Consider the following 19,588-nt stretch of genomic DNA (forward strand, 5'->3'; position numbering starts at 1 on the left):
ATGTCTTCTTGATCAATCTACCGACCGACCGGTCGGTCTGAAGGCAGGGCGAGGCTAACGCATGAGCGCGAGCACAGGCAAGCGGCGAAAGCTCGGGACTAACCCCTAAGATCGACGACCGCGCCGCCTGGCGCAGGGCCTCTCCCTCTCGAACCCATGACCGTTGACCTTCCTTCTCCCCGCCCGGGCGACCAGCGCAGCCTGATCGCCGGGCGCGCCGCCGAGCTGTTCGCCCGCAAGGGCTATGCGGCGACGTCGATGAACGAGATCGCCGAGGCAAGCCACCTGTCCAAGCCGGGCCTCTATCACCACTTCAAGGACAAGGCCGAGGTGCTGCTGCACATCGCGGACGGCCATGTCTCGCGGCTGGTGGACATCGTGACGGGGGTGGAGGCGCTGGACCTCGCCGCGGAGCAAAGGCTGCCCGAGCTCATCGAGGCGTTCATGCGCGAGTACGCGGAGGCGCAGAACGAGCACCGTGTGCTCACCGAGGACGTGCGCTTCCTCGCCCCGGAGGCGCAGGCTCGCGTGCTCGACAAGGAACGCACGGTGGTGCAGGTGTTTGCGGATGCCATCGCCGCCACGCGCCCCGACCTGCACGACGCGCAGCTTCACAAGCTGCTCACGATGTTCCTGTTCGGCATGCTCAACTGGATGTTCACGTGGTTCCGGCCCGGCGGACGATTCACCTACGAACAGATGGCGCCGATTGCCACGCAGCTGTTCGTGAACGGGATCTCGGGGCTGGAGATCGCGCCCGAAAAAACGACGGGGACGACGGGGACGACGCGGACGACGCGCAGCAAGCGCCGCTGAAGTCGTCCCGATCGGCTGCGACGCGAGCCTATGCTTTTTCGTCGGCAAAGAGCGCCAGGTGCCCCGTGCGCAACTGGTACTTCTGCACCTTGCCCGTCGGCGTCATCGGCAGTCCGTCCACGAAGCGGATCGACTTGGGCACCTCGAAGCGGCCCAGGCGCTCCCTGCAGAACGCAAGCAGTTCGTCTTCGTCGCACGCATCGGCGCCGGCGGCGGGGCGCAGGACCACGAATGCCGCAACCGCCTCGCCCCAGTGCGGATGCGGCAGCCCCACCACGGCCGCGCCGGCGACCGCGGGATGGGCGAGCAGCACGGCTTCCAGCTTGATGCTGGAGACGTTCTCGCCGCCGGACTTGATCATGTCCTTCTTGCGGTCCAGGAACAGCATCTGCCCGTCGGCGTCGAACATGCCGATGTCGCCGGTGTGGTGCCAGCCGAAGCGGCGCGCCGCGGCGGTGGCCTCGGGGTCCTTGAGGTAGCCGAGAAAGACGTTGGGACCGCGGTGCACGATCTCGCCGACCTCGCCCGGCCCGAGCAGCCGGCCGTCCTCGTCCATGACGGCGGTCTCCACCCCCGCCACCGACACGCCCCAGCAGTTGCCGTCCTTGTCCGGATGCTCGCTCGCGCGGTAGACCATGGTGGGCGGGTACATCTCGGTCTGGCCGGTGCCCAGGCGCACGTCGGCGCACATCTCGCGGCGCACCTGCGCGAGCAGGTTCCTGGGCATCGGCGCCAGGCCGTACATGCACATGCGCAGCGAGGAGAAGTCGGTTCGCGGGCGCTCGGGGTGCTTCATCAGCGCATCGAACATCATCGGCAGGCACGACAGCCAGCTGATGCGCTCGCGCGCGATCGCCGCCAGCATGGCCGCCGGATCGAAGCCGTTGGCCAGCCAGATCGTGGCCCCGACCATCAACGCACCCATGCTGATGGTGTGCTGCGCGCAGTGAAAGAGCGGCAGCACCGAGCCGACGACATCGCGCTCGGCGGCTTCGAAACTCTGCGCGCAGGTCAGCAGCGCGCCGTGGATCGCGCGGTGCGAATGCATCACGCCTTTCTGCTTTCCGGTGGTGCCGCTGGTGTACATGACGAGCGCGAGGTCGTCGTCGCCGCGGTCCACGGCCAGCGGCTGCGCCGGCGGGCGCGACGCCAGCGCGTCGAACTGCAGCGTGCCGCCGGTGGGCTCGTGCGCACCGATCACGACCGCGAGCAGGCCGAGGCGCTCGAGCAGCGCGCGCAGCGCCGGCACGGCGAACAGCGGGGCATCGATGAAGACGCCGCTGACTTCGGCGTGGCTGAGCACGTGCTCGATCGAAGCCGCATCCAGCTGCACGTTGACCGGCACCCAGACGTTGCCCGACTTGTGGATGGCCTGGATGGCCGCCAGGTGCTCGATCGAGTTGACGCACATCGTCGCGATGCGGCGCTCGGCCAGGCCGTGGTCGCGCAGCGCCTCGCCGACGCGTTCGCTGGCCGCATCGAGCGCCGAGAAGGTGATGCGCCGCTCGCCCTGGATGACTGCGGTCTTGTCCGGATTGCGCCGCGCGCTGCGCCGGACGATGTCCGCGAGCGAGATGCGGGCGATGCTTGCGCGTTCGGTGTCGGCTGTCTGCATGCGATGGTCTCCTGGGAGGGCATGGCGCCCCGGTCACGGTTCCACGAAAAAGTCGATCAGCGGCTCGACACCCGGCATCACCAGGTAGGGCGCGAAATCGGTGACGCCGGCATCGCGCAGCACCTGCTCGTCGATCAGCAACTGGCCGGTGAGCTCGCGGCTCGGCCGGGTCAGGATGTGCCAGGCGGCGTCGGCCATGATGGCCGGCTGGCGCGCCTGTCCCGCCACGTCGGGCGCCGCGATGCGCAGGGCGCTGGTGGCGATCACGGTGCGCGGCCACAGCGAGTTGCTCGCGATGCCGCGCCCGCGCAACTCCTCGGCCAGGCCGCGGCTGAGCATGCTCATCGCATACTTGGACGTGGTGTAGGCCGCGTGGCGCGCGAACCACTTGGGGTTCATGTCCAGCGGCGGCGAGAGCGTGAGGATGTGCGGGTTGGCCGCCTTCTCCAGGTGCGGCAGGCAGGCCTGCGCGCACAGGTAGCTGCCCCGCGCGTTGATCTCGAACATGAGGTCGTAGCGCTTCATCGGCGTGCGCTCGACGGTCTCCAGGTGGATCGCGCTCGCGTTGTTGACCAGGATGTCGATGCCGCCGAAGCGCGCCACCGCGGCATCGACGGCGGCGCGCACCTGGGCTTCGTCGCGCACGTCGACCACCACCGCGAGCGCCTGTCCGCCGGCCACGACGATTTCCTCGGCGGCGCTGTGGATGGTGCCGGGCAGGCGTGGGTCGGCGGTTGCCGTCTTCGCCGCGACCACGATGTTGGCGCCGTCGCGCGCGGCCCGCAGGGCGATGGCCTTGCCGATGCCGCGGCTCGCGCCGGTGATGAAGAGTGTTTTCGATTTCAGGGACGGCATGCATGCTCCGGAATCGCGATGCTCGATCGCAGGAGCCCGCAGGCTATTCGGCGGGGCGCGAAAAGACTTGCGCAGACTGGCTGCGGCCGATGCAGCCAATCGACGCAAGCTGCCGCGGCGCAGCGCGTGCGACCATCGCGCGGCCGCTCCCGGCGTCCAGCCTACCCTCCGATGATCACGCTCTACCACTGCGCGAATGCACGCTCGTTCCGTGTTCTCTGGATGCTCGAGGAGCTCGGCGTGGCCTACCGGCTGGAGATGCTCCCGTTCCCGCCGCGGGTGCTGCACCCCGACTACCTGAAGATCAACCCGCAGGGCACGGTGCCGCTGCTGGTCGATGGCGAAACGCGCATGACAGAGTCGGCCGCGATCTGCCAGTACCTGGCCAGCCTCCATGCCCCGACCCCGCTGGAGGTGGAGCGCGGCGAGGCCGGCTACGGGGACTACCTGAACTGGCTCCACTTCGGCGAGGCCTCGCTGACCTTTCCGCAGACCCTGGTGCTTCGCTACACCCTGCTGGAGCCCGAAGACCGACGCCAGCCCCAGGCCGCGGAGGACTACGCCCGGTTCTTCTTCGTGCGCCTGCGGGCGCTCGAACAGCGGCTGGAGGCAGAGGATTTCGCGTGCGCCGGCCGCTTCACCGCGGCCGACATTTCCATCGGCTACGCCTTGCTGCTGGCCCGCGTGCTGGGCCATCACGAGCGCTTCGGCCCGGCGGTGCAGCGGTACTGGGAGCGCCTCTGTTCGCGCGCGGGCTTCGCACGCGCGATGACGGTGCAGGCCGAGACGGCCGCGCGCCAGGGCCTTGCGCTGTTGCCGACGGCCGGCGTGGGGCTCGGGAAGCGTTCACAGGCACGCGGATGAGCGCGGCACTCCCGATGGCACCGCGCATGCGCATGCCTGCGGCATGTATTGCGTGGGCGTGATGCCGAAGGCGCGCTTGAACAGGGCGATGAACGCACCGATGTTGCGGTAGCCCAGTTCGAGCGCAACGGTCGGCCTGGTCGGTCATTCCTGCGGCGGAGGCGTCGCCACCGAGGCCGGCAACGAGTTGAGGAGGTGAGGAGGTGAGGAGGCGCCGGCGAGTACATCGTTGTCTCTACTTGCCGCAGCCAGCGTGCCACAGTAAAAACGCGCGGCATGAATCCACCCCGCCGGCAGGAAACCTCGCGCATCTCGCGCTGGCTGCGGTCGCACTCCGCGAGTGCCGCCGGCCTGGGCGCTCTTGCCGCCGTCGCGGTATGGCTCGTGTTCTGGTTCAGCGGGGACTGAGCCGGTTCTTGTGGCGTGGCCCGATCGGCCCCGCGCTCCACCATGGCACTGCCGAATCGCGCTGCAGCAATTTCGTCAGGGTCACCGGACGAAGGGGGCCGGTATCGCCATGCCAGGGGAAGTCGATGGCGCCCAGCACCGCGTACTCCTGCATCCGGGCATTGGCGTGCGGGTCCGCAAACAAGGCCGCGGAGGGGTGGCACATCAGCACGTCGCCGGTGCACGCAGTGCGCAGCCAGCCATGCAATCTGGCGCGGTAGGCGTCGGCATCGCCGCCGAAGTCGTACACACCCAGAAGACCGCGGCTGTGGGGAACGCCGCGGGCGCGCGCATTCCTCTGCAGGGCAGGGCCGCCGAGCGCGTGGATCACTTGGGCTTTCAGTCCCTCGCGCCGTCCTGCGCCGCCCGGCGCGGTGCTGCGCAGCCAAGGGGGCGATGCCGGATAGCGCCTGGAAATCTCTTCGAGCAGCAGTTCGCGCACCACCGGGAATTGATGGACATGCCGGTGGCCGTCGATGAAGGCGGGCTGGCGTCCCATGGCGTCCTCGAAGCGCGTCAACTGCTCGCGGATGTCGGCCAGCAAGGCCGCCGGGAACAGCGTTCGCGTGTAGGCCCGCGAGAGCAGGCGCGCCAGGCCGGGCTCGGGGCCGTCGGGGCTCGCCGGACGCGTGAGGTCCAGGTGCAGCCCGACGTCGAACTGCGCCGGTGCGATCGAGCGCAACGTCCGCGCGCCGATCGGCCAGGCGCTGCGCCGTACCATGGCGCTGGTGGCGGAGATCTTGCCCCGCTCGGCCAAGTCGATGACGGCCGTGTTGATGCCGGGGCTCAGGCCGAAGTCGTCGGCGCCTATGCAGATCTCGCGCACGGCGAGTTTCTCGAGGCCTGCGATCTCAGTCATTGCCTGTTGCTCCGGAGTCCGGCGCAGCGGGCGCGGATCGCAGGCAATGGGGATCGCCCGCGGCGCTGCCCGCAAAGCGCCATGCGGCGATCGCATCGTTGACCGCCACCAACTGCGCGCGAGCCAGCCAGGCGTTGGCCAGGAGCGCGTTGCTCGGCCCGACGATCCAGGTGGTGCGCGGCACGCAGAGCGTGGCATCGAGCCGCGTCCGGTCCAGCAACGTCGCCGCGGCGCGTGCCGGTTCGAAGCGTCCGGCGTCGGAGATTTCCTTGCGCCAGTTGTCGCGCGTGTCGCGGGCCGCGGCATCCCAGTCGTCCGACACCAGCACGGGCTCGCGCAGGTTCCAGTAGAACGGGATCTCGTAGTGGTAGCTGTCGAGCATCAGCACCCGCTCGCCGGGTGCGACCGACATGCCGGCCGGCAGCCGCAGCCGCGTGCCCGGCGGTACCGAGTAGATCGAGATGGCCGCCACGCAGGCCACACACACGGCGGCGGACGCGAGCGCGGTCACGCGCAGCCGGGTCCGCAGCGCATCGGGCGAGCGGCCTGCGAACACGCGCTGCGCGATCAGGCAAGCCAGCGGGGGCAGTGCCGGCAGCACGTAGCCCACCAGCTTGGAGCGCGGGATCGAGAAGAACACGACGATCACCGCGAGCCAGATCCACATGAGCCAGTCGACATCGGTGCGCCCGGAACGCGTGTCGCCGCCCTTGCCGCCCTTGCCGCGCGGCACCAGCATCCAGCCGGACCACGGCAGCGTGAAGCCCGCCAGAACCGGCAGGTAGAACCAGAAGCCATGTTCGTTGTTGAAGCCCGACGAAGCAAAGCGCCTGAAGTGCTGGGTGACGACGAAGTAGTCGAAGAACCCGGGGTACTTCATCTGTATGGCCACGAACCAGGGGCCGGCCACGGCGAGCAGCAGGGCCCAGCCGGGCAGCCACAGCGCCATCCGCCATGCCAGCGGCAGCCGGCGCGTTGTGGCGCACCAGATCACGATCACCATCGCGGGCAGCACCAGGCCGATGAGCCCCTTGGCCAGCAGGCCGGCGGCCGCGAACACGTAGGCACCGGCCAGCAATGCGCGCCATGGTTCCCCGCGCTCTTTCGACAGCGCCGCGCCCGCCGCCAGCAACACCGTGCACGCGATGCACCCGGCCACCAGCATGTCCAGGTTGGCGAATTGCGCACCCAGGAAGAAGAAGGGCGTGGTCGCCAGCACCACGGTCGACAGCAATGCCACATGCGCCGTCGACCAGCGGCGAAGGAAAAGGTACAGCGCCGTCGCACCCGCGCCCGCGCCCAGCACCGAAGGCAGCCGCGCCGCCCATTCGGTGGGGCCCGTCACCGACATCGCGGCGGCGCCGATCCAGTAGAACAGCGGCGGTTTGTGAAAGAAGGGAAGGCCATCGAGCCGAGGCACCAGCCAGTCGCCGGAGCGCAGCATGGCCAGTGCAACGCCGCTGTAGCGGCCCTCGTCGGGCGCCATCAGGGGACGCATCCACGCCGTGGCCAGCAGCCAGGCGAGGAGCGCGAGCACGAGCCACGACGGGCGGGGCGCAATCCAGCCCGCGGAGCCGGCGTGCTTCATGGCTTGCCGGTCCCCAGGCCGGTTCCATGCTCGCGGCTCACGACGTACAGCGGCCGGCCCTTCACCTCCTCGTAGATGCGCGCGATGTATTCGCCCACGATGCCGGTGGAGATCATCTGCACGCCGATGAAGAACATCAGGCTCACGACGATGGTGGTCCAGCCGGAGACCGCGTTGCCGAACAGCAGGTAATCGATGCTCACATAGAGGGCGTAGCCGAAGGCCGACAGGGCGAACAGCAACCCGACCACGCTGACCATGCGCAGCGGCCAGGTGGTGAAGGCGGTGAGGCCGTCGATGGCCAGGCGCACCAGGCGCTGTGCGTTGAAGGTGCTCGTGCCCTCCGCGCGCGGCGCGGGCGTGTACGGCAGGGCCACGGCGCGAAAGCCGACCCAGGCGTACAGGCCCTTCATGAAGCGGCTGCGCTCGGGCAGGCTCATGAGCGCATCGACCACCTTGCGGTCCATCAGGCGGAAGTCGCCCGCGTCCTTGGGCACGGCGAAACGGTCCGAGGTGTCCAGCAGGCGGTAGAAGATCTTGCTGCCGAGCTGCTTGAAGCGGCTTTCGTCGCTGCGCCGCTCCCGCACCGCGTACACCACCTCGGCGCCCGCCACCCATTGGGCGATCATCTTGTGGATGAGATCGGGCGAGTGCTGCAAATCGCCGTCCAGCAGCACCACGGCGTCGCCGCCAGCGGCCGCCAGGCCTGCGGTGAGCGCGGCTTCCTTGCCGAAGTTGCGCGACAGCGAGATGCAGCGAAAGCCCGAGAGCTCGCACCAGGCGCGCGCGACCTGCGCGGTGTCGTCGGTGCTGCCGTCGTCCACCACGATGATTTCCCAGCGCAGCTTGGTGGCCCAGAGGATGTCCTCGAGCCGGGGCAGCAGGTGCCGCAGGTTGGCGCCTTCGTTGAAGCACGGAATGACGCAGGAGATGCCGGGCGCCGGCAGATCCAAGGACGAGGACGGGTGCGAGGGCGCGTGCGGAAGTGCATGCGAACGGGCGATGCCCTCGACGGCTGCCGCTGCCGCATTCGTGGATGAATTCATGAATGCCTCCATGGCGATCCAGGCGCCTGGTCTGTGGCCGAACCCGCATCCGGTCGCAACGTGAGCAATCGAAAGAGCCAACGACCGATGGCGACGGCGCTCGCAATGGCGGCGCCGAGCACCAGGCCTGCGGTGATGTCGAGCGGGAAATGAACGCCTACATACACCCGGGCCCATCCCGTAATGGCTGCCAGTGCCAGAAGCGGAAGGCCGAGCCTGCGCAGGCTGGGGCGCAGCATGAAGGCAAATGCCACCATGAACATCACCGCCGCATGCGTGCTCGGCAGCGAGCCGCGCCCGGAATGCGCGATGTATGCCGGCGCCAGCCCCAGCACGAAGGGGCGGGGCACGTCCAGAGACATCGCAATGGCGTGCGACAACAGCGATGTGAGACCCGCTGCCGCGGCAACGACGCACAGGTAGGCGCGGTCGACGCGTTGCCGCCACAACGCAATTGCAAGGATCGCCGCGCTCAGCCAGCTGCCCCAGAGCGCGAAGGCCGAGGCGACGGAGAGCACCGCCGGTGCGGGATGGCTGCCGCCCGCGAGCCAGTGAAAGAGCGCGAGGTTCAGCGCATTCATGGCGCCGCTCCAGAGCGGAAGAACGAAAAGACGGGTGCAGGACGGCACCCCGTGCGGCATGCGCACCCGCAGGAACTGGACATGATCAAAACCTTTCGACAGGGAAGGACGGCCAGGCTGCGGGCGCGACGGGACACGTCACGGGGCCATGACGTCGTGGTGCGGGATCGCGCAGCGAGGCGACGCGACGCGCGCGGCGTCGTTCGCTTCTCAGTCGAGAGGAGGGGGTGCCGTGGTCGGCGGCAGGCGGTGCCAGGGCATCGCGGCAGGCGGGGCGCCGCCGTGCGTCGGCACATGCTCGATGGTCGTGCGCACGATCGGCACGACCAGCCGCGCCATCGCAAGTACCAGCGGCAGCATCGCCAGCACCGCAGCCATCAGGGTGTTCAGCGCGAGGCTGAATGCGTCTGGATGGTCGACGCTCGCCGGCGTCTGCGCAAATACGGTGGTCTCGCGATCGGATGCGTGGTCGGCACGATCGTCGGCTTCGAACTGCACCGCCTCGCTGGCAACGTGCAGCCTGAGCATCGGCTCGTCCTCGAGGCCGTCGCAACGGTAGTGCACCGCAATGAAGGGCAGCAGCAGGACCAGGGCCACGCCTGCCCAGCACCATCGCGTGGCGCGGGTCGCAACGAAGTTCCTGATTCGCGCCAGCAGCATGCGGCGATCCTAGGTCGCGATCGTGAACGCAAGCTGATCACCCCGTTCAGCCTTCTTTCAGAAGTGTCACCTCGCAGGTATTTGGACACTTGCGCGATGATCGGACGCCCGCCGATGCCCAATTCCCGCACTTCATGACCGTCCCTCGAGCGCTTCTTCCGCTGCTTTGCATCGAAGGCCTGCGCACCTTGCGTGGCGGGACGATCGACCTGGATGTAAGCCGGGGCGAGTGCATCTGCATCCTGGGTAAATCCGGCTCCGGAAAGAGCGTGTTCCTGCGGCTGGTTGCGGACCTCGATCCGGGCGAAGGCAGCGTCACGCTCGATGGCACGGGCCGCAATGCATGGTCCGGCCCCGAGTGGCGTCGGCGCGTGATCTACCAGGCCGCCGAGCCCGCATGGTGGGCCGCGACGGTCGCTGAGCACTTTCCCGCCGACACCCTGGATCGCCTGTCGAACTGGCTGCCCGAGGCAGGCCTTGCGAACGACGTCCTGCGCACGGACATGGCGCGCCTGTCGACGGGCGAGCGCCAGCGCCTGGCGCTGCTGCGCTCCCTCGCGCGCCAGCCGGCGGTGCTGCTGCTCGACGAGCCGACAGCCTCGCTCGACCATGCCACCACGCTCGCCATCGAACGCCTGCTGCAGCGCGAAGTGGCGGCGGGCCTTTCGATCGTGATGGTGACGCACTCGCGCGAACAGGCCGCGCGCATCGGCCACCGCTGTTTCGAAATGACAGACGCAGGCCTGCACCCCGCATGAACACGATCCATCTCGACGCGACCGACCTGGTGCTGGCCACGCTGCTCGTGCTGCTGAACGCCGGCGCTTCCCTCATGCTGCACCTGCGGCTGCACCGGCAGGTCTTGTGGGCGGCAACGCGCATGGTGGTGCAGCTGCTGCTGGTCGGGTTCGTCCTGCGTTTCGTGTTTGCGGCCGCATCGCCGGCGGCGACATTGACCATCGTCTTCCTCATGATCCTGGCCGCCGCGCGCGAAGTGGCGGTGCGGCCCGCGTGGCGCTTGCGGCGCGGTGGCAACTTTCGTATCGGCGCGGCGGCGGTCGGCGTGTCGAGCGTGGCGACGGTGGTGCTCGCACTCATGACGGCGATCCATCCGACCCCCTGGTACGACCCGCGCTACGCCATTCCGTTGATGGGCATCGTGCTGGGCAGCGTGCTCAATTCGGCCAGCCTCGGGCTGGACAGCTTCTTCGAAGGCGTGGTCACCGGGCGGGCCGGCATCGAGGCCCGGCTGTCGCTCGGCGCGACATTCCACGAGGCATTGGCGGACCTCACGCGCTCGTCGATCCGCCGCGGGATGATCCCGATCGTCAACCAGATGTCGGCGGCCGGCGTCATCACGCTGCCCGGCATCATGACCGGCCAGCTGATTGCGGGCATGGACCCGATCGAGGCGGCGAAATACCAGATCCTGCTGCTGTTCCTGCTCACGGGGGCCGGCGGGTTGGCCGCGGCGGGCGCGGTCTACATGGCCGCGCGATCAATGACGGACGAGCGCCAGCGGCTGCGGATCGATCGCCTGTCATGACCTTGCCGGGTTGCGAGGCCGAGCCGCTGCACTCGGGCCGGCGCGGTCGGCCCTGAACAGGCCACGTGCAGGTACCTGTAGAAGTACCGACAAAAAACGAAGATTCGATACTATGCCTCGACGTGGCGAGAGGCAAAGAAAAACCCGCCACCCCTGTGAGAAGTGCGAGTTCCGAGGCAGCGTGAGGCTGCATGAAATGGGGGATTGGCCTGCCCGGAGGGGATCGAACCCCCGACAACCTGCTTAGAAGGCAGGTGCTCTATCCAACTGAGCTACGGGCAGATTCCGGGCCGGACAGAAGCAAAAACGAGAATACCGAAAAGAAAACTTGGTCGGGGCGAAAGGATTCGAACCTTCGACCCTCTGGTCCCAAACCAGATGCGCTACCAGGCTGCGCTACACCCCGACAAGCCTTCTATTCTAGCCCGGATATTGACCGGGTCTTGGGCTTTCTCAGCGTTTCTCGTATTGAGTCTTGCCGAAAAGAACCTGGCGCTCCTTGTCGCCGGTGAGCGGCTGGCGCAGATCGGCCAGCACTTTCACGCCGCGCTGCACCGCCGGGCGTGCGGCGATGCCGTCGAACCAGGCCTTCAGGTGCGGGAAGTCGGTGAGGGTGATGCCCTGGTTTTCCCAGCTGCGCAGCCACGGGAAGATGGCGATGTCGGCAATCGAATAGCTCTTGCCGGCGATGAACTTGCTCTTGGACAACTGCTTGTCGATCACGCCGTAGATGCGCTTGGCCTCGTTGGTGTAGCGGTCGATCGCATAGGCGATTTTTTCGGGCGCGTACAGGCGGAAGTGATGCGCCTGGCCGAGCATCGGGCCGACGCCGCCCATCTGGAACATGAGCCACTGCAGAACGTCATAGCGTTCGCGGTCGCCGGTGGGCAGCAACTTGCCGGTCTTGCCCGCGAGGTAGACCAGGATCGCGCCCGATTCGAACAGCGAGATCGGCTTGCCGTCCGGCCCCTCCGGATCGGTGATGGCGGGGATCTTGTTGTTGGGGCTGATCTGCAGGAACTCGGGCGCGAACTGGTCGCCCTTGCCGATGTTCACGGGGTGCGCGTGGTAGGGCAGGCCGCACTCCTCCAGCATGATGTGGACCTTGTGCCCGTTGGGCGTGGGCCAGGAATAGACCTCGATGGTCGATGCGGGCATGTCTCGGGCTCCAGGAGAGGGATGTGATGGGAGGGACGCAGCATATACGTGCGAATCCAAACCCGTGCCGGCGCGGGAATTCGCCTTGCTGCGGCCTTTTCTCAGCCCACCTGCAGCCGGTGCGCGTTGCACCACATCCAGTCTTCGCCGGGCTCCAGCGACTTGATGACAGGATGCCCCTCGGCCTGCGAATGCCGCGTGGCATGGCGGTTCTTCGACGAGTCGCAGCAGCCCACGTGGCCGCAGTGCACGCACAGGCGCAGGTGCACCCAGGTGTCGCCGGTCTTCAGGCAGTCCTCGCAGCCGCGCTGGGTGTGGGGTTGCGCGATGGTGGAGGGCACGTGGTCGCAGGCTTTGATGGGCACCGAAGAACTCCTTGATATGTGATCGAGTGGGTCAGGCCACGGCCGTGGCCTGCGACAGGTGTTGATGGATCAGCGCCACCGCTGCAGCGCCTTCGCCGATCGCACCGCCCACGCGCTTGACCGAGCCCGAGCGCACGTCGCCCACGGCGTACACGCCCGGCACGCTGGATTCGAGCGCCGTGGCCGGGCGCGCAGGAAAGCCGCTGCTCGCCGCCGCGCCGGTCAGCACGAAGCCGTGCTTGTCGACCGCCACGCCGCAGCCTCCGAGCCACGAGGTCTCGGGCTCGGCGCCGACGAACAGGAAGATGTTGCGCGCCGGGCAATCGTGCTCGTTGCCGCTGGTGTGGCAGCGCCACGTCGCGCCCGTGAGGCCTTCGTCCGAGCCGCCGTGCAGGCGCACGAGTTCGGTGTGGGGCTGCAGTTCGATGTTGGGCGTGGCCTCGATGCGGTCGATGAGGTAGCGCGACATGCTGGCGGCCAGCGACGGTCCGCGCACCAGCACATTCACCTTGGCCGCATGGCGCGACAGGAACACCGCGGCCTGGCCCGCCGAGTTGCCGCCGCCGACCAGCGCCACTTCCTGCTGCGAGCAGATCTTCGCTTCGATGGCCGAGGCCCAGTACCAGATGCCGCGGCCTTCGAATTCGGCCAGGCGCGGAACGTCGGGCCGCCGGTAGCGCGCCCCGCTCGCGATGACCACCGTGCGCGCATGGATCGTTCGGCCGTCGGCCAGGGCGATGCCCAGGCTCTCGCGCTCGTTCTCGCGCGAGCAGTCCAGCGATACGACCTTTGCCGGGATCAGCATCTCGACACCGAACTTCTGCGCCTGCACGAATGCGCGGCCGGCCAGCGCCTGGCCCGAGATGCCGGTCGGAAAGCCCAGGTAGTTCTCGATGCGCGCGCTGGCGCCGGCCTGGCCGCCGAAGGCGCGGCAGTCGAGCACGATCACCCGCAGGCCTTCGGAGGCGGCATACACCGCGGTGGCGAGGCCGGCCGGCCCGGCGCCGACCACGGCCACATCGAACAGCTCGTTGTGCTCGACGGTGTCGACCATGCCGAGGCATCGGGCCAATGCATCTTCGGCCGGGTTCACCAGGACCGAACCGTCGGGGCACACGGCCAGCAACTGGCAGGTGCCATATTGTTCGAGCAACGCGGCCGCGTCGGGGTCTTCGGCGGCATCGACCAGGTGATACGGATAGCCGTTGCGCCGCAGGAAGTTTTCCAGCCGCGCCATGTCTGGCGACTGCGGCTTGCCGATCAGCACCGGCCCGCTCGCGCCGGACTCGATCAGCGCCACGCGCCTAAGGATCAGCGCGCGGGTGATGCGTTCGCCCAGATCGGCTTCGGCAACGAGCAGCGCGCGCAATTGCTGCGGCGACACGAGCAGTGCCTCCACGTCTTCGTCGGCATGGCCATCGACCAGGGCAGGGCGGCCGCTCAGCTGGCCGACTTCGGCCAGGAATTCACCCGGGCCCTGCCGCACGATCGGCACCACGCGCCCGAGCCCGTCGCGCTGTGTGACAGCGACCACGCCCTTGAGCAGAACGAACATGCCGGGGCCGGTTTCGCCGGCGGTAAAAAGGCGCTCGCCGCGCGCGAATTGCTGCACGCTGCCGAAGCGTGCGATGCGCGCAATCTCGGTGTCACTGAGGACGGGAAAGGTCTGGTGAAAGCGGCTGCTGTCGGTGCCGTTTGCTGCGGTGGCCATGTGTGTCCAAGCTCCATGTCGCGAATCCACCGCATTAGACGACGAAGTGCGCCAGACCGGCTGTAACACCGTCATGCGCGTGCAATCTTCCTGACACGCCGGCTTCATCGCAGGTGCGGAGACTCCCTCGGCAGAAAGGGTTCCCCATGAAAGAACTGCCCAACCCGACGTTTCCGCTTTCGCAGCTCGGGCTGCGCGCGGCCTTGTGGCCTGCGCCCACGGTCGTTGCTGCCACCGGTGTTTCCACCGCGGCCCGCGTGTCGGTGCCGCAGGCACCCGCCGTCATTCTTCCCCCGCCCGTCGAAGCCAGGCAAGGCATCACGGTCGGCTGGGCGCGTCACCTGGACGACGTGCGCGCCGCGCAGCGCCTGCGCTACGACGTGTTCGTCGGCGAAATGGGCGCCCGCGTCTCCTCGCCGCTGGCCGGCCACGACATCGACCTGTTCGACGATTTCTGCGAGCACCTCTTGGTGCGCGACGAACTCACCAATCAGGTCATCGGCACCTACCGTGTGCTGACGCCGGCGCAGGCACGCCGTGTCGGCAGCACCTACAGCGACACCGAATTCGACCTGACCCGCCTGCGCGACCTGCGCGAGCGCATGGTCGAACTGGGCCGCAGCTGCGTGCACCCCGAGCATCGCCAGGGCGGCGTGATCCTGGCGCTCTGGGGGGCGCTGGCCGGCTTCATGCACCGCAACAAGCTGGACACCATGATCGGCTGCGCGAGCATCCCGATGTCACACAACGGTGTGACGAATGGTGACGCAGCGGCCAGCATCTGGCGTCAGGTTTCGGCCAGCCACATGGCGCCGATCCAGTACCAGGTGCAACCCCGCCTGCCGCTGCCGGTCGAACGCCTCGACAGCACGCTGGACGTGGAGCCGCCGGCGCTCATCAAGGGTTACCTGCGCCTGGGCGCCAAGGTGCTGGGCGCCCCCGCCTGGGATCCGGACTTCAACGCCGCCGACCTGCCGATGCTGATGCGCATCGACGATCTGCCGGCGCGCTACCGCAAGCACTTTCTCGGCGCATGAAACCGGCGGGCGTCCGTCCTGACGACGGGCTGCCCGCCCTGGCCCCGGGCATGATGGAGCCGCACAAGGCGGGGGATGCAGCGTCACGCGACCGTCATTCAACTGTCACAAATGACATCGACACTGTCATATTTCAGTCTACGTCTGCTCCCGTGCCGCTTGCTCCAGAATCAGTGCCCATGTCACCAGCCCCCGCAGACCGGTCGCTCGCCGTCGCGGCGCCCACGTTCACCCTGCTCGACCGAGATCACAGCATCCTGTCGTTCAACGAGCGCGTGCTCGACTGGGCCCACCGGCCCGAGGTCCCGCTGATCGAGCGGCTGCGCTACCTGTGCATCGTGTCTTCCAACCTGGACGAGTTCTTCGAGGTCCGCGCCGCGCCGCACCTGATCGCCGGCAGCGCCGGGGACCAGAAGGGTACCTACACCGTCGATTCGTTCGAGCAGCTGGCCGAGGCGGCGCACACGCTGGTGGCACGCCAGTACGCGCTGTACAACGACGAGCTGATGCCGACCTTCGCGAAGCACGGCATCCACATCATTTCGCACGGCGAGCGCAACCCGGCGCAGCGCAAATGGGTGAGCGAGTATTTCGAGCGCGAGGTGCGCCCGCTGCTGATTCCCGTCGGGCTGGACCCGGCGCATCCGTTTCCGCAGGTGGCCAACAAGTCGCTCAACTTCATCGTGCGGCTCGGCGGCAAGGACGCCTTCGGGCGCGAGAACCCGATCCAGATCGTCAAGCTGCCGCGCGTGCTGCCACGGCTGATCCGCATGCCGGCCAAGGTGTCGGACGGCAAGACGCTGTTCGTGGCGTTGTCCAGCGTGGTGCGCGCGCACCTGTCGAGCATGTTTCCGGGCCGCGACGTGGGCGACTTCTCGCAGTTCCGCGTCACGCGCCACTCCGATCTCGCGGTGGACGAGGAAGACGTCAAGAACCTGCGCACCGCGCTGCGCCAGGGCCTGCAGCACCGCCACTACGGGCAGGCCGTGCGCCTGGAGGTGTCGGCCAGTTGTGCCGAGTCGCTCGCCAGCTTCCTCTTGGCGCAGTTCAACCTGCCGCCCGAGGCGCTGTACCGCGTGCATGGGCCGGTGAACCTGGCGCGGCTCACGCAGCTGATCGACCTGATCGAAGAGCCGCAGCTGCGCTTTGCGCCGTATTCCGCGTCGTTCCCCGTCACGCTGTCACCCGCCCAGTCGTTCTTCGAGCGCCTGCAGCGCGGTGACGTGCTGATCCACCAGCCCTTCGAGAGCTTCGACGGCGTGCTCGCCTTCCTGCGCGAGTCGGTGCTGGACCCGCAGGTGCTGGCCATCAAGCAGACCATCTACCGCACCGGTGCCGATTCCGAGCTGATGGACCTGCTGCGCGAAGCCGTGCGCCGCGGCAAGGAAGTCACCGTGGTGGTGGAGCTGAAGGCGCGCTTCGACGAAGAGGCCAACATCAACTGGGCCGAGATGCTCGAATCGATCGGCGCGCAGGTGGTGTACGGCGTGGTGGGCCTGAAGACCCACGCCAAGATGCTGCTGGTGACGCGCCGCGAGGGCAAGCAGCTGCGCCGCTACGGCCATCTCTCCACCGGCAACTACAACCCGCGCACGGCCAGGCTTTACACCGACATCAGCCACCTCACGGCCGATCCGCTGCTCACGGCCGACATGGAGGCCGTGTTCGTCCACCTGGCGAGCCAGAGCCGCCTTCCCAAGCTCAACCGCATGTGGCTTGCGCCCTTCGACCTGCACAAGAACCTGGTCGCGCAGATCGACGCGCTGGGCCTGGCCGCATCGAACGGAGAGCCCACGCGCATCGTCGCCAAGATGAACGCGCTGACCGACGACGCGCTGATCGCCGCACTGATCCTCGCGGGGCAGAAGGGCGTGAAGATCGACCTCATCGTGCGCGGCGCCTGCACGCTGCCGGCGCAGGTGCCGGGGCTCACGGACAACATCCGCGTGCGCTCGGTGATCGGGCGGTTCCTGGAGCATTCGCGGGTCTTCTATTTCCGCAACGGCGAGGACGAATCGCTTTATCTCTCGAGCGCCGACTGGATGAATCGCAACATGATGCGGCGCATCGAGCTGGCCTGGCCCGTGACCGACCCCGGGCTGCGCCAGCGCCTCATCGACGAGTGCCTGGTGGCCTACCTGCACGACGGCCGCGACGCCTGGGACCTGGGCGACGAGGGCATCTACACGCGCGTCGATCGCGATACGCATCCGGGCGAGGAGGGCGCGTCGCGCGCCATCGAGGCCCACGGCGCGCAGACCGCACTCATGAACCGCTATGCATCGCGAGGGCATCATGGCGATGCATCCAGCAACTGACGACCGAAAGACGATGACCATGGACTTGATCTTCTGGCGTCATGCCGAAGCCGAGGACTGGACCGAGGGCTGCGACGACATGCAGCGCTCGCTCACCGCACGTGGCGAAAAGCAGGCCAAGCGCATGGCCAGCTGGCTGGACCGGCAACTGCCCGACGGCACCCGCATCGTCTGCAGCCCCGCGCGGCGCTGCGAGCAGACCGCCCTGGCACTGGGCCGCAAATACAAGCTGCGCGCCGAACTGGCGCCCGACACCACGGCCGAAGCCATGCTGGGCGCGGCTGGCTGGCCCAACGGCAAGTCGGTGGTGCTGATGATCGGCCACCAGCCCTCGGTGGGGCAGGCCATCTCGCTCTTGCTCGGCCTGAAGCAGGACAGCTGCCCGGTGCGCAAGGGCGCGCTGTGGTGGATTCGCTCCCGCGAGCGCGACGGCGACGTGCAGACCGTCGTGGTGACGGTGCAGTCGCCGGAGCTTCTTTAAGCCGCGCTCAGTTCCACGCGCCAGTTGCTGGTCTTTTGCCAGGCCAGCACTTCTTCGCGCAGCAGGTGCGCCGACTGCGGATAGGCGTCGGCCCAATCGGGAGCGCAGGCGATCGTGAAGGCTCTCGCGCCCAGCGCCGAGAGATGCAGCGCCTTCGGATCGGGATCGCGGCGCGCGTGGCACAGGATCACGGCCAGGCGCAGCGCCAGCAGCTGCATCACGAAGGTTTCGTCGTCCAGCGCTGCTTCCAGCTTGCGCAGCTTGCCGCGCTGGCCCAGCACCAATTGGCCGAGCGCGTGCAGCTCGTTCACCGCGAAGCCGGGCGCGTCGGTGTTGTCCAGGATGTAGGCGCCGTGCTTGTGATAGTCGCTGTGCGACACCAGCGCGCCGATCTCGTGCAACTGGGCCGCCCAGCCGAGCTTGCGCAGCGCGCGGCCGGCGCGGTTGGCGCTGCTGCCGCCCCGCGCGGCGGGTGCGAGCTGCACGAACAATGCCGCGGCGGCTTCGCCGACCCGCTTGGCCTGCGCCGCATCGACCGCGAAACGCGTGGCCAGCCGGGCCACCGTGGCGGTGCGCATGTCGGCCACGCTCTCGTCGCGCTCCAGCAATTCGTAGAGCACGCCGTGGCGCAGCGCCCCCTGGGCCACCTTCATCTCGTCGATGCCGAGCAGGTCGAACACCGCGCGCAGCACGCTCACACCGCCGCCGATCACGGCCTTGCGGTCTTCGCGCATGCCGTCGATGCGCAGCTTGTCGACGCTGCCGGCCTTGAGCAGGCGGTCCAGCAGCCAGTCCAGGCCCTCGCGGGTGACCAGGCCTGGCTCCGCGCCGGCCGCGGCCAGCACGTCGCCGACCGCGCCGATGGTGCCTGAGGCGCCATAGGCCACGTCCCACTGGTCGCGGGTGTAGCTGCCCAGGGCGTCGTCGAGCACCGCCTTGGCAGCCACTTCGGCGGCGCGGAAGGCGGCGGGCGTGAACTGGCCTTCGGCGAAGTGCTTCATCGACCAGGCGACGCTGCCGACGCGGTAGGACTCCACCAGCTCGGCTTCGAGGGCGCGGCCGATGATCATCTCGGTGGAGCGTCCGCCGATGTCCACCACCAGCCGGCGCTCGCTGTCGGAGGCGTCGGTGTGAGGAAGCATGTGCGCCACGCCCTGATAGATCAGGCGGGCTTCCTCCCGGCCCGGGATCACGTCGATGCCGAAGCCCAGGATGGTGCGTGCGCGAAGCAGGAATTCTTCGCGGTTGCGCGCTTCGCGCAGCGTCTGGGTGGCGACGGCGCGCACCTGCGAGCGCTTGAAGCCGGCCAGTCGCTCGCCGAAACGCGCCAGCGCATCCCAGCCGCGCTGCATGGCTTCGGTCGTGAGATTGCGGGCGCTGTCCAGGCCATTGCCCTGGCGCACTGTTTCCTTCAGGTATTCGGTGCGGTGGATCTGGCCGTGGTCGACCTGTCCGATTTCGAGCCTGAAGCTGTTGGAACCGAGATCGACTGCGGCGAGGCGGGTGCCGTTTTGCATGTAGTTGTAGTGAAGAGGGCGGTGTTGTCTTTGATCGTAGCGCCGTGACAGGCGCGCCGCCTCCCGAATCGCTCAGCGGCGAGGTCGGGAAGGCTAGGCGCGACGCATGACGGTTGTGTGACAG

At 68.2% G+C, this 19,588-nt stretch carries 20 protein-coding genes and 2 tRNA genes; 8 read left to right on the top strand and 14 right to left on the bottom strand.

Translation table 11 applies throughout. The features are described 5' to 3' along the window. Positions 1-156: 156 nt before the first annotated feature. Positions 157-816, top strand: coding sequence for a TetR/AcrR family transcriptional regulator (locus BM133_RS04615; RefSeq protein WP_093431954.1), 660 nt, complete (start codon positions 157-159; stop codon positions 814-816). A 28-nt stretch (positions 817-844) separates the two neighbouring features. Here BM133_RS04615 and BM133_RS04620 read toward each other — a convergent pair whose 3' ends face one another. Both BM133_RS04620 and BM133_RS04625 read right to left on the bottom strand, forming a co-directional pair. Beyond that, positions 845-2,431 (bottom strand): class I adenylate-forming enzyme family protein, encoded by a 1,587-nt coding sequence (locus tag BM133_RS04620; protein ID WP_093431956.1) that lies wholly within the window; start codon positions 2,429-2,431, stop codon positions 845-847. 33 nt (positions 2,432-2,464) lie between these two features. Continuing rightward, positions 2,465-3,286 carry an SDR family oxidoreductase gene (locus BM133_RS04625; RefSeq protein WP_093431957.1) on the bottom strand — a complete coding sequence of 274 codons (822 nt, stop codon included), beginning with the start codon at positions 3,284-3,286 and terminating at the stop codon, positions 2,465-2,467. Between the two features lie 171 nt (positions 3,287-3,457). Here BM133_RS04625 and BM133_RS04630 point away from each other — a divergent pair, with 171 nt between their 5' ends. Continuing rightward, complete coding sequence (locus BM133_RS04630; protein WP_093431959.1) at positions 3,458-4,150, top strand: glutathione S-transferase family protein; 693 nt, start codon at positions 3,458-3,460, stop codon at positions 4,148-4,150. On the opposite strand, the gene BM133_RS34500 is transcribed toward BM133_RS04630, so the two are convergent. Continuing rightward, positions 4,133-4,267 carry a hypothetical protein gene (locus BM133_RS34500; RefSeq protein WP_143100137.1) on the bottom strand — a complete coding sequence of 45 codons (135 nt, stop codon included), beginning with the start codon at positions 4,265-4,267 and terminating at the stop codon, positions 4,133-4,135. The genes BM133_RS04630 and BM133_RS34500 overlap by 18 nt on opposite strands. A gap of 159 nt (positions 4,268-4,426) precedes the next feature. Between BM133_RS34500 and BM133_RS35405 the strand changes: the two genes are divergently transcribed. Further along, positions 4,427-4,558, top strand: a complete 132-nt coding sequence (locus tag BM133_RS35405) for a hypothetical protein (RefSeq protein ID WP_256219052.1) — start codon at positions 4,427-4,429, stop codon at positions 4,556-4,558. Here BM133_RS35405 and BM133_RS04635 read toward each other — a convergent pair. The 5 genes from BM133_RS04635 to BM133_RS04655 all read right to left on the bottom strand — a co-directional run bounded on the left by BM133_RS04635 (position 4,545) and on the right by BM133_RS04655 (position 9,331). Beyond that, positions 4,545-5,456, bottom strand: coding sequence for a ChbG/HpnK family deacetylase (locus tag BM133_RS04635; RefSeq protein ID WP_093431960.1), 912 nt, complete (start codon positions 5,454-5,456; stop codon positions 4,545-4,547). The genes BM133_RS35405 and BM133_RS04635 overlap by 14 nt on opposite strands. Continuing rightward, positions 5,449-7,044 carry an ArnT family glycosyltransferase gene (locus BM133_RS04640; RefSeq protein ID WP_093431962.1) on the bottom strand — a complete coding sequence of 532 codons (1,596 nt, stop codon included), beginning with the start codon at positions 7,042-7,044 and terminating at the stop codon, positions 5,449-5,451. The genes BM133_RS04635 and BM133_RS04640 overlap by 8 nt, the downstream gene beginning before the upstream one ends. Further along, on the bottom strand, positions 7,041-8,090 hold the full coding sequence (locus tag BM133_RS04645) for a glycosyltransferase family 2 protein (RefSeq protein ID WP_256219053.1): 1,050 nt from the start codon (positions 8,088-8,090) through the stop codon (positions 7,041-7,043). Before BM133_RS04645 ends, BM133_RS04640 begins: the two co-directional genes overlap by 4 nt. Next, positions 8,087-8,671 (bottom strand): phosphatase PAP2 family protein, encoded by a 585-nt coding sequence (locus BM133_RS04650; protein ID WP_093431965.1) that lies wholly within the window; start codon positions 8,669-8,671, stop codon positions 8,087-8,089. The genes BM133_RS04645 and BM133_RS04650 overlap by 4 nt, the downstream gene beginning before the upstream one ends. Before the next feature lie 210 nt (positions 8,672-8,881). Further along, positions 8,882-9,331: a hypothetical protein gene (locus tag BM133_RS04655; RefSeq protein ID WP_093431966.1), complete on the bottom strand. Its 450-nt coding sequence runs from the start codon at positions 9,329-9,331 to the stop codon at positions 8,882-8,884. 134 nt (positions 9,332-9,465) lie between these two features. Here BM133_RS04655 and BM133_RS04660 point away from each other — a divergent pair, with 134 nt between their 5' ends. Beyond that, complete coding sequence (locus BM133_RS04660) at positions 9,466-10,089, top strand: ABC transporter ATP-binding protein (RefSeq protein ID WP_093435046.1); 624 nt, start codon at positions 9,466-9,468, stop codon at positions 10,087-10,089. Further along, complete coding sequence (fetB, locus tag BM133_RS04665; protein WP_093431968.1) at positions 10,086-10,877, top strand: ABC transporter permease; 792 nt, start codon at positions 10,086-10,088, stop codon at positions 10,875-10,877. Before BM133_RS04660 ends, fetB begins: the two co-directional genes overlap by 4 nt. Before the next feature lie 205 nt (positions 10,878-11,082). Here fetB and BM133_RS04670 read toward each other — a convergent pair. The 5 genes from BM133_RS04670 to BM133_RS04690 form a co-directional block, all read right to left on the bottom strand. Next, positions 11,083-11,159: transfer RNA gene (locus tag BM133_RS04670), tRNA-Arg, on the bottom strand. Positions 11,160-11,206: 47 nt separating this feature from the next. Further along, positions 11,207-11,283, bottom strand: a tRNA-Pro gene (locus tag BM133_RS04675). 47 nt (positions 11,284-11,330) lie between these two features. Continuing rightward, a complete protein-coding gene (locus BM133_RS04680; RefSeq protein WP_093431969.1) occupies positions 11,331-12,035 on the bottom strand; it encodes a glutathione binding-like protein in 705 nt (234 codons plus the stop codon). A 101-nt stretch (positions 12,036-12,136) separates the two neighbouring features. Then, a complete protein-coding gene (locus BM133_RS04685; protein ID WP_093431971.1) occupies positions 12,137-12,400 on the bottom strand; it encodes a UBP-type zinc finger domain-containing protein in 264 nt (87 codons plus the stop codon). Between the two features lie 31 nt (positions 12,401-12,431). Beyond that, positions 12,432-14,111: an FAD-dependent oxidoreductase gene (locus BM133_RS04690; protein ID WP_093431972.1), complete on the bottom strand. Its 1,680-nt coding sequence runs from the start codon at positions 14,109-14,111 to the stop codon at positions 12,432-12,434. Between the two features lie 146 nt (positions 14,112-14,257). Here BM133_RS04690 and BM133_RS04695 point away from each other — a divergent pair, with 146 nt between their 5' ends. From BM133_RS04695 to BM133_RS04705, 3 genes are read left to right on the top strand one after another with little or no spacing between them, the layout of a single operon-like run. Next, positions 14,258-15,148, top strand: coding sequence for a GNAT family N-acetyltransferase (locus BM133_RS04695; RefSeq protein WP_093431974.1), 891 nt, complete (start codon positions 14,258-14,260; stop codon positions 15,146-15,148). After that, entirely contained in the window at positions 15,145-17,466 is a 2,322-nt protein-coding gene (gene ppk1, locus BM133_RS04700; protein WP_093431975.1) for a polyphosphate kinase 1, read from the top strand. Before BM133_RS04695 ends, ppk1 begins: the two co-directional genes overlap by 4 nt. A gap of 19 nt (positions 17,467-17,485) precedes the next feature. After that, positions 17,486-17,947, top strand: a complete 462-nt coding sequence (locus tag BM133_RS04705; protein ID WP_177224820.1) for a SixA phosphatase family protein — start codon at positions 17,486-17,488, stop codon at positions 17,945-17,947. Here the strand turns inward: BM133_RS04705 and BM133_RS04710 are convergent. Further along, entirely contained in the window at positions 17,944-19,464 is a 1,521-nt protein-coding gene (locus BM133_RS04710) for a Ppx/GppA phosphatase family protein (protein WP_093431978.1), read from the bottom strand. The two genes, BM133_RS04705 and BM133_RS04710, sit on opposite strands and share 4 nt — an antisense overlap. Positions 19,465-19,588: the final 124 nt, after the last annotated feature.

Source organism: Variovorax sp. 770b2 (assembly GCF_900115685.1).
GTDB lineage: Bacteria > Pseudomonadota > Gammaproteobacteria > Burkholderiales > Burkholderiaceae_C > Variovorax.

Excerpts from the sequence above, each read along its gene's own strand:
- BM133_RS04615 (WP_093431954.1), top strand. The coding sequence starts at position 157 with ATGACCGTTGACCTTCCTTCTCCCCGCCCGGGCGACCAGCGCAGCCTG.
- BM133_RS04620 (WP_093431956.1), bottom strand. The coding sequence starts at position 2,431 with ATGCAGACAGCCGACACCGAACGCGCAAGCATCGCCCGCATCTCGCTC.
- BM133_RS04625 (WP_093431957.1), bottom strand. The coding sequence starts at position 3,286 with ATGCCGTCCCTGAAATCGAAAACACTCTTCATCACCGGCGCGAGCCGC.
- BM133_RS04630 (WP_093431959.1), top strand. The coding sequence starts at position 3,458 with ATGATCACGCTCTACCACTGCGCGAATGCACGCTCGTTCCGTGTTCTC.
- BM133_RS35405 (WP_256219052.1), top strand. The coding sequence starts at position 4,427 with ATGAATCCACCCCGCCGGCAGGAAACCTCGCGCATCTCGCGCTGGCTG.
- BM133_RS04635 (WP_093431960.1), bottom strand. The coding sequence starts at position 5,456 with ATGACTGAGATCGCAGGCCTCGAGAAACTCGCCGTGCGCGAGATCTGC.
- BM133_RS04640 (WP_093431962.1), bottom strand. The coding sequence starts at position 7,044 with ATGAAGCACGCCGGCTCCGCGGGCTGGATTGCGCCCCGCCCGTCGTGG.
- BM133_RS04645 (WP_256219053.1), bottom strand. The coding sequence starts at position 8,090 with ATGAATTCATCCACGAATGCGGCAGCGGCAGCCGTCGAGGGCATCGCC.
- BM133_RS04650 (WP_093431965.1), bottom strand. The coding sequence starts at position 8,671 with ATGAATGCGCTGAACCTCGCGCTCTTTCACTGGCTCGCGGGCGGCAGC.
- BM133_RS04655 (WP_093431966.1), bottom strand. The coding sequence starts at position 9,331 with ATGCTGCTGGCGCGAATCAGGAACTTCGTTGCGACCCGCGCCACGCGA.
- BM133_RS04660 (WP_093435046.1), top strand. The coding sequence starts at position 9,466 with ATGACCGTCCCTCGAGCGCTTCTTCCGCTGCTTTGCATCGAAGGCCTG.
- fetB (WP_093431968.1), top strand. The coding sequence starts at position 10,086 with ATGAACACGATCCATCTCGACGCGACCGACCTGGTGCTGGCCACGCTG.
- BM133_RS04680 (WP_093431969.1), bottom strand. The coding sequence starts at position 12,035 with ATGCCCGCATCGACCATCGAGGTCTATTCCTGGCCCACGCCCAACGGG.
- BM133_RS04690 (WP_093431972.1), bottom strand. The coding sequence starts at position 14,111 with ATGGCCACCGCAGCAAACGGCACCGACAGCAGCCGCTTTCACCAGACC.
- BM133_RS04695 (WP_093431974.1), top strand. The coding sequence starts at position 14,258 with ATGAAAGAACTGCCCAACCCGACGTTTCCGCTTTCGCAGCTCGGGCTG.
- ppk1 (WP_093431975.1), top strand. The coding sequence starts at position 15,145 with ATGAAACCGGCGGGCGTCCGTCCTGACGACGGGCTGCCCGCCCTGGCC.
- BM133_RS04705 (WP_177224820.1), top strand. The coding sequence starts at position 17,486 with ATGGACTTGATCTTCTGGCGTCATGCCGAAGCCGAGGACTGGACCGAG.
- BM133_RS04710 (WP_093431978.1), bottom strand. The coding sequence starts at position 19,464 with ATGCAAAACGGCACCCGCCTCGCCGCAGTCGATCTCGGTTCCAACAGC.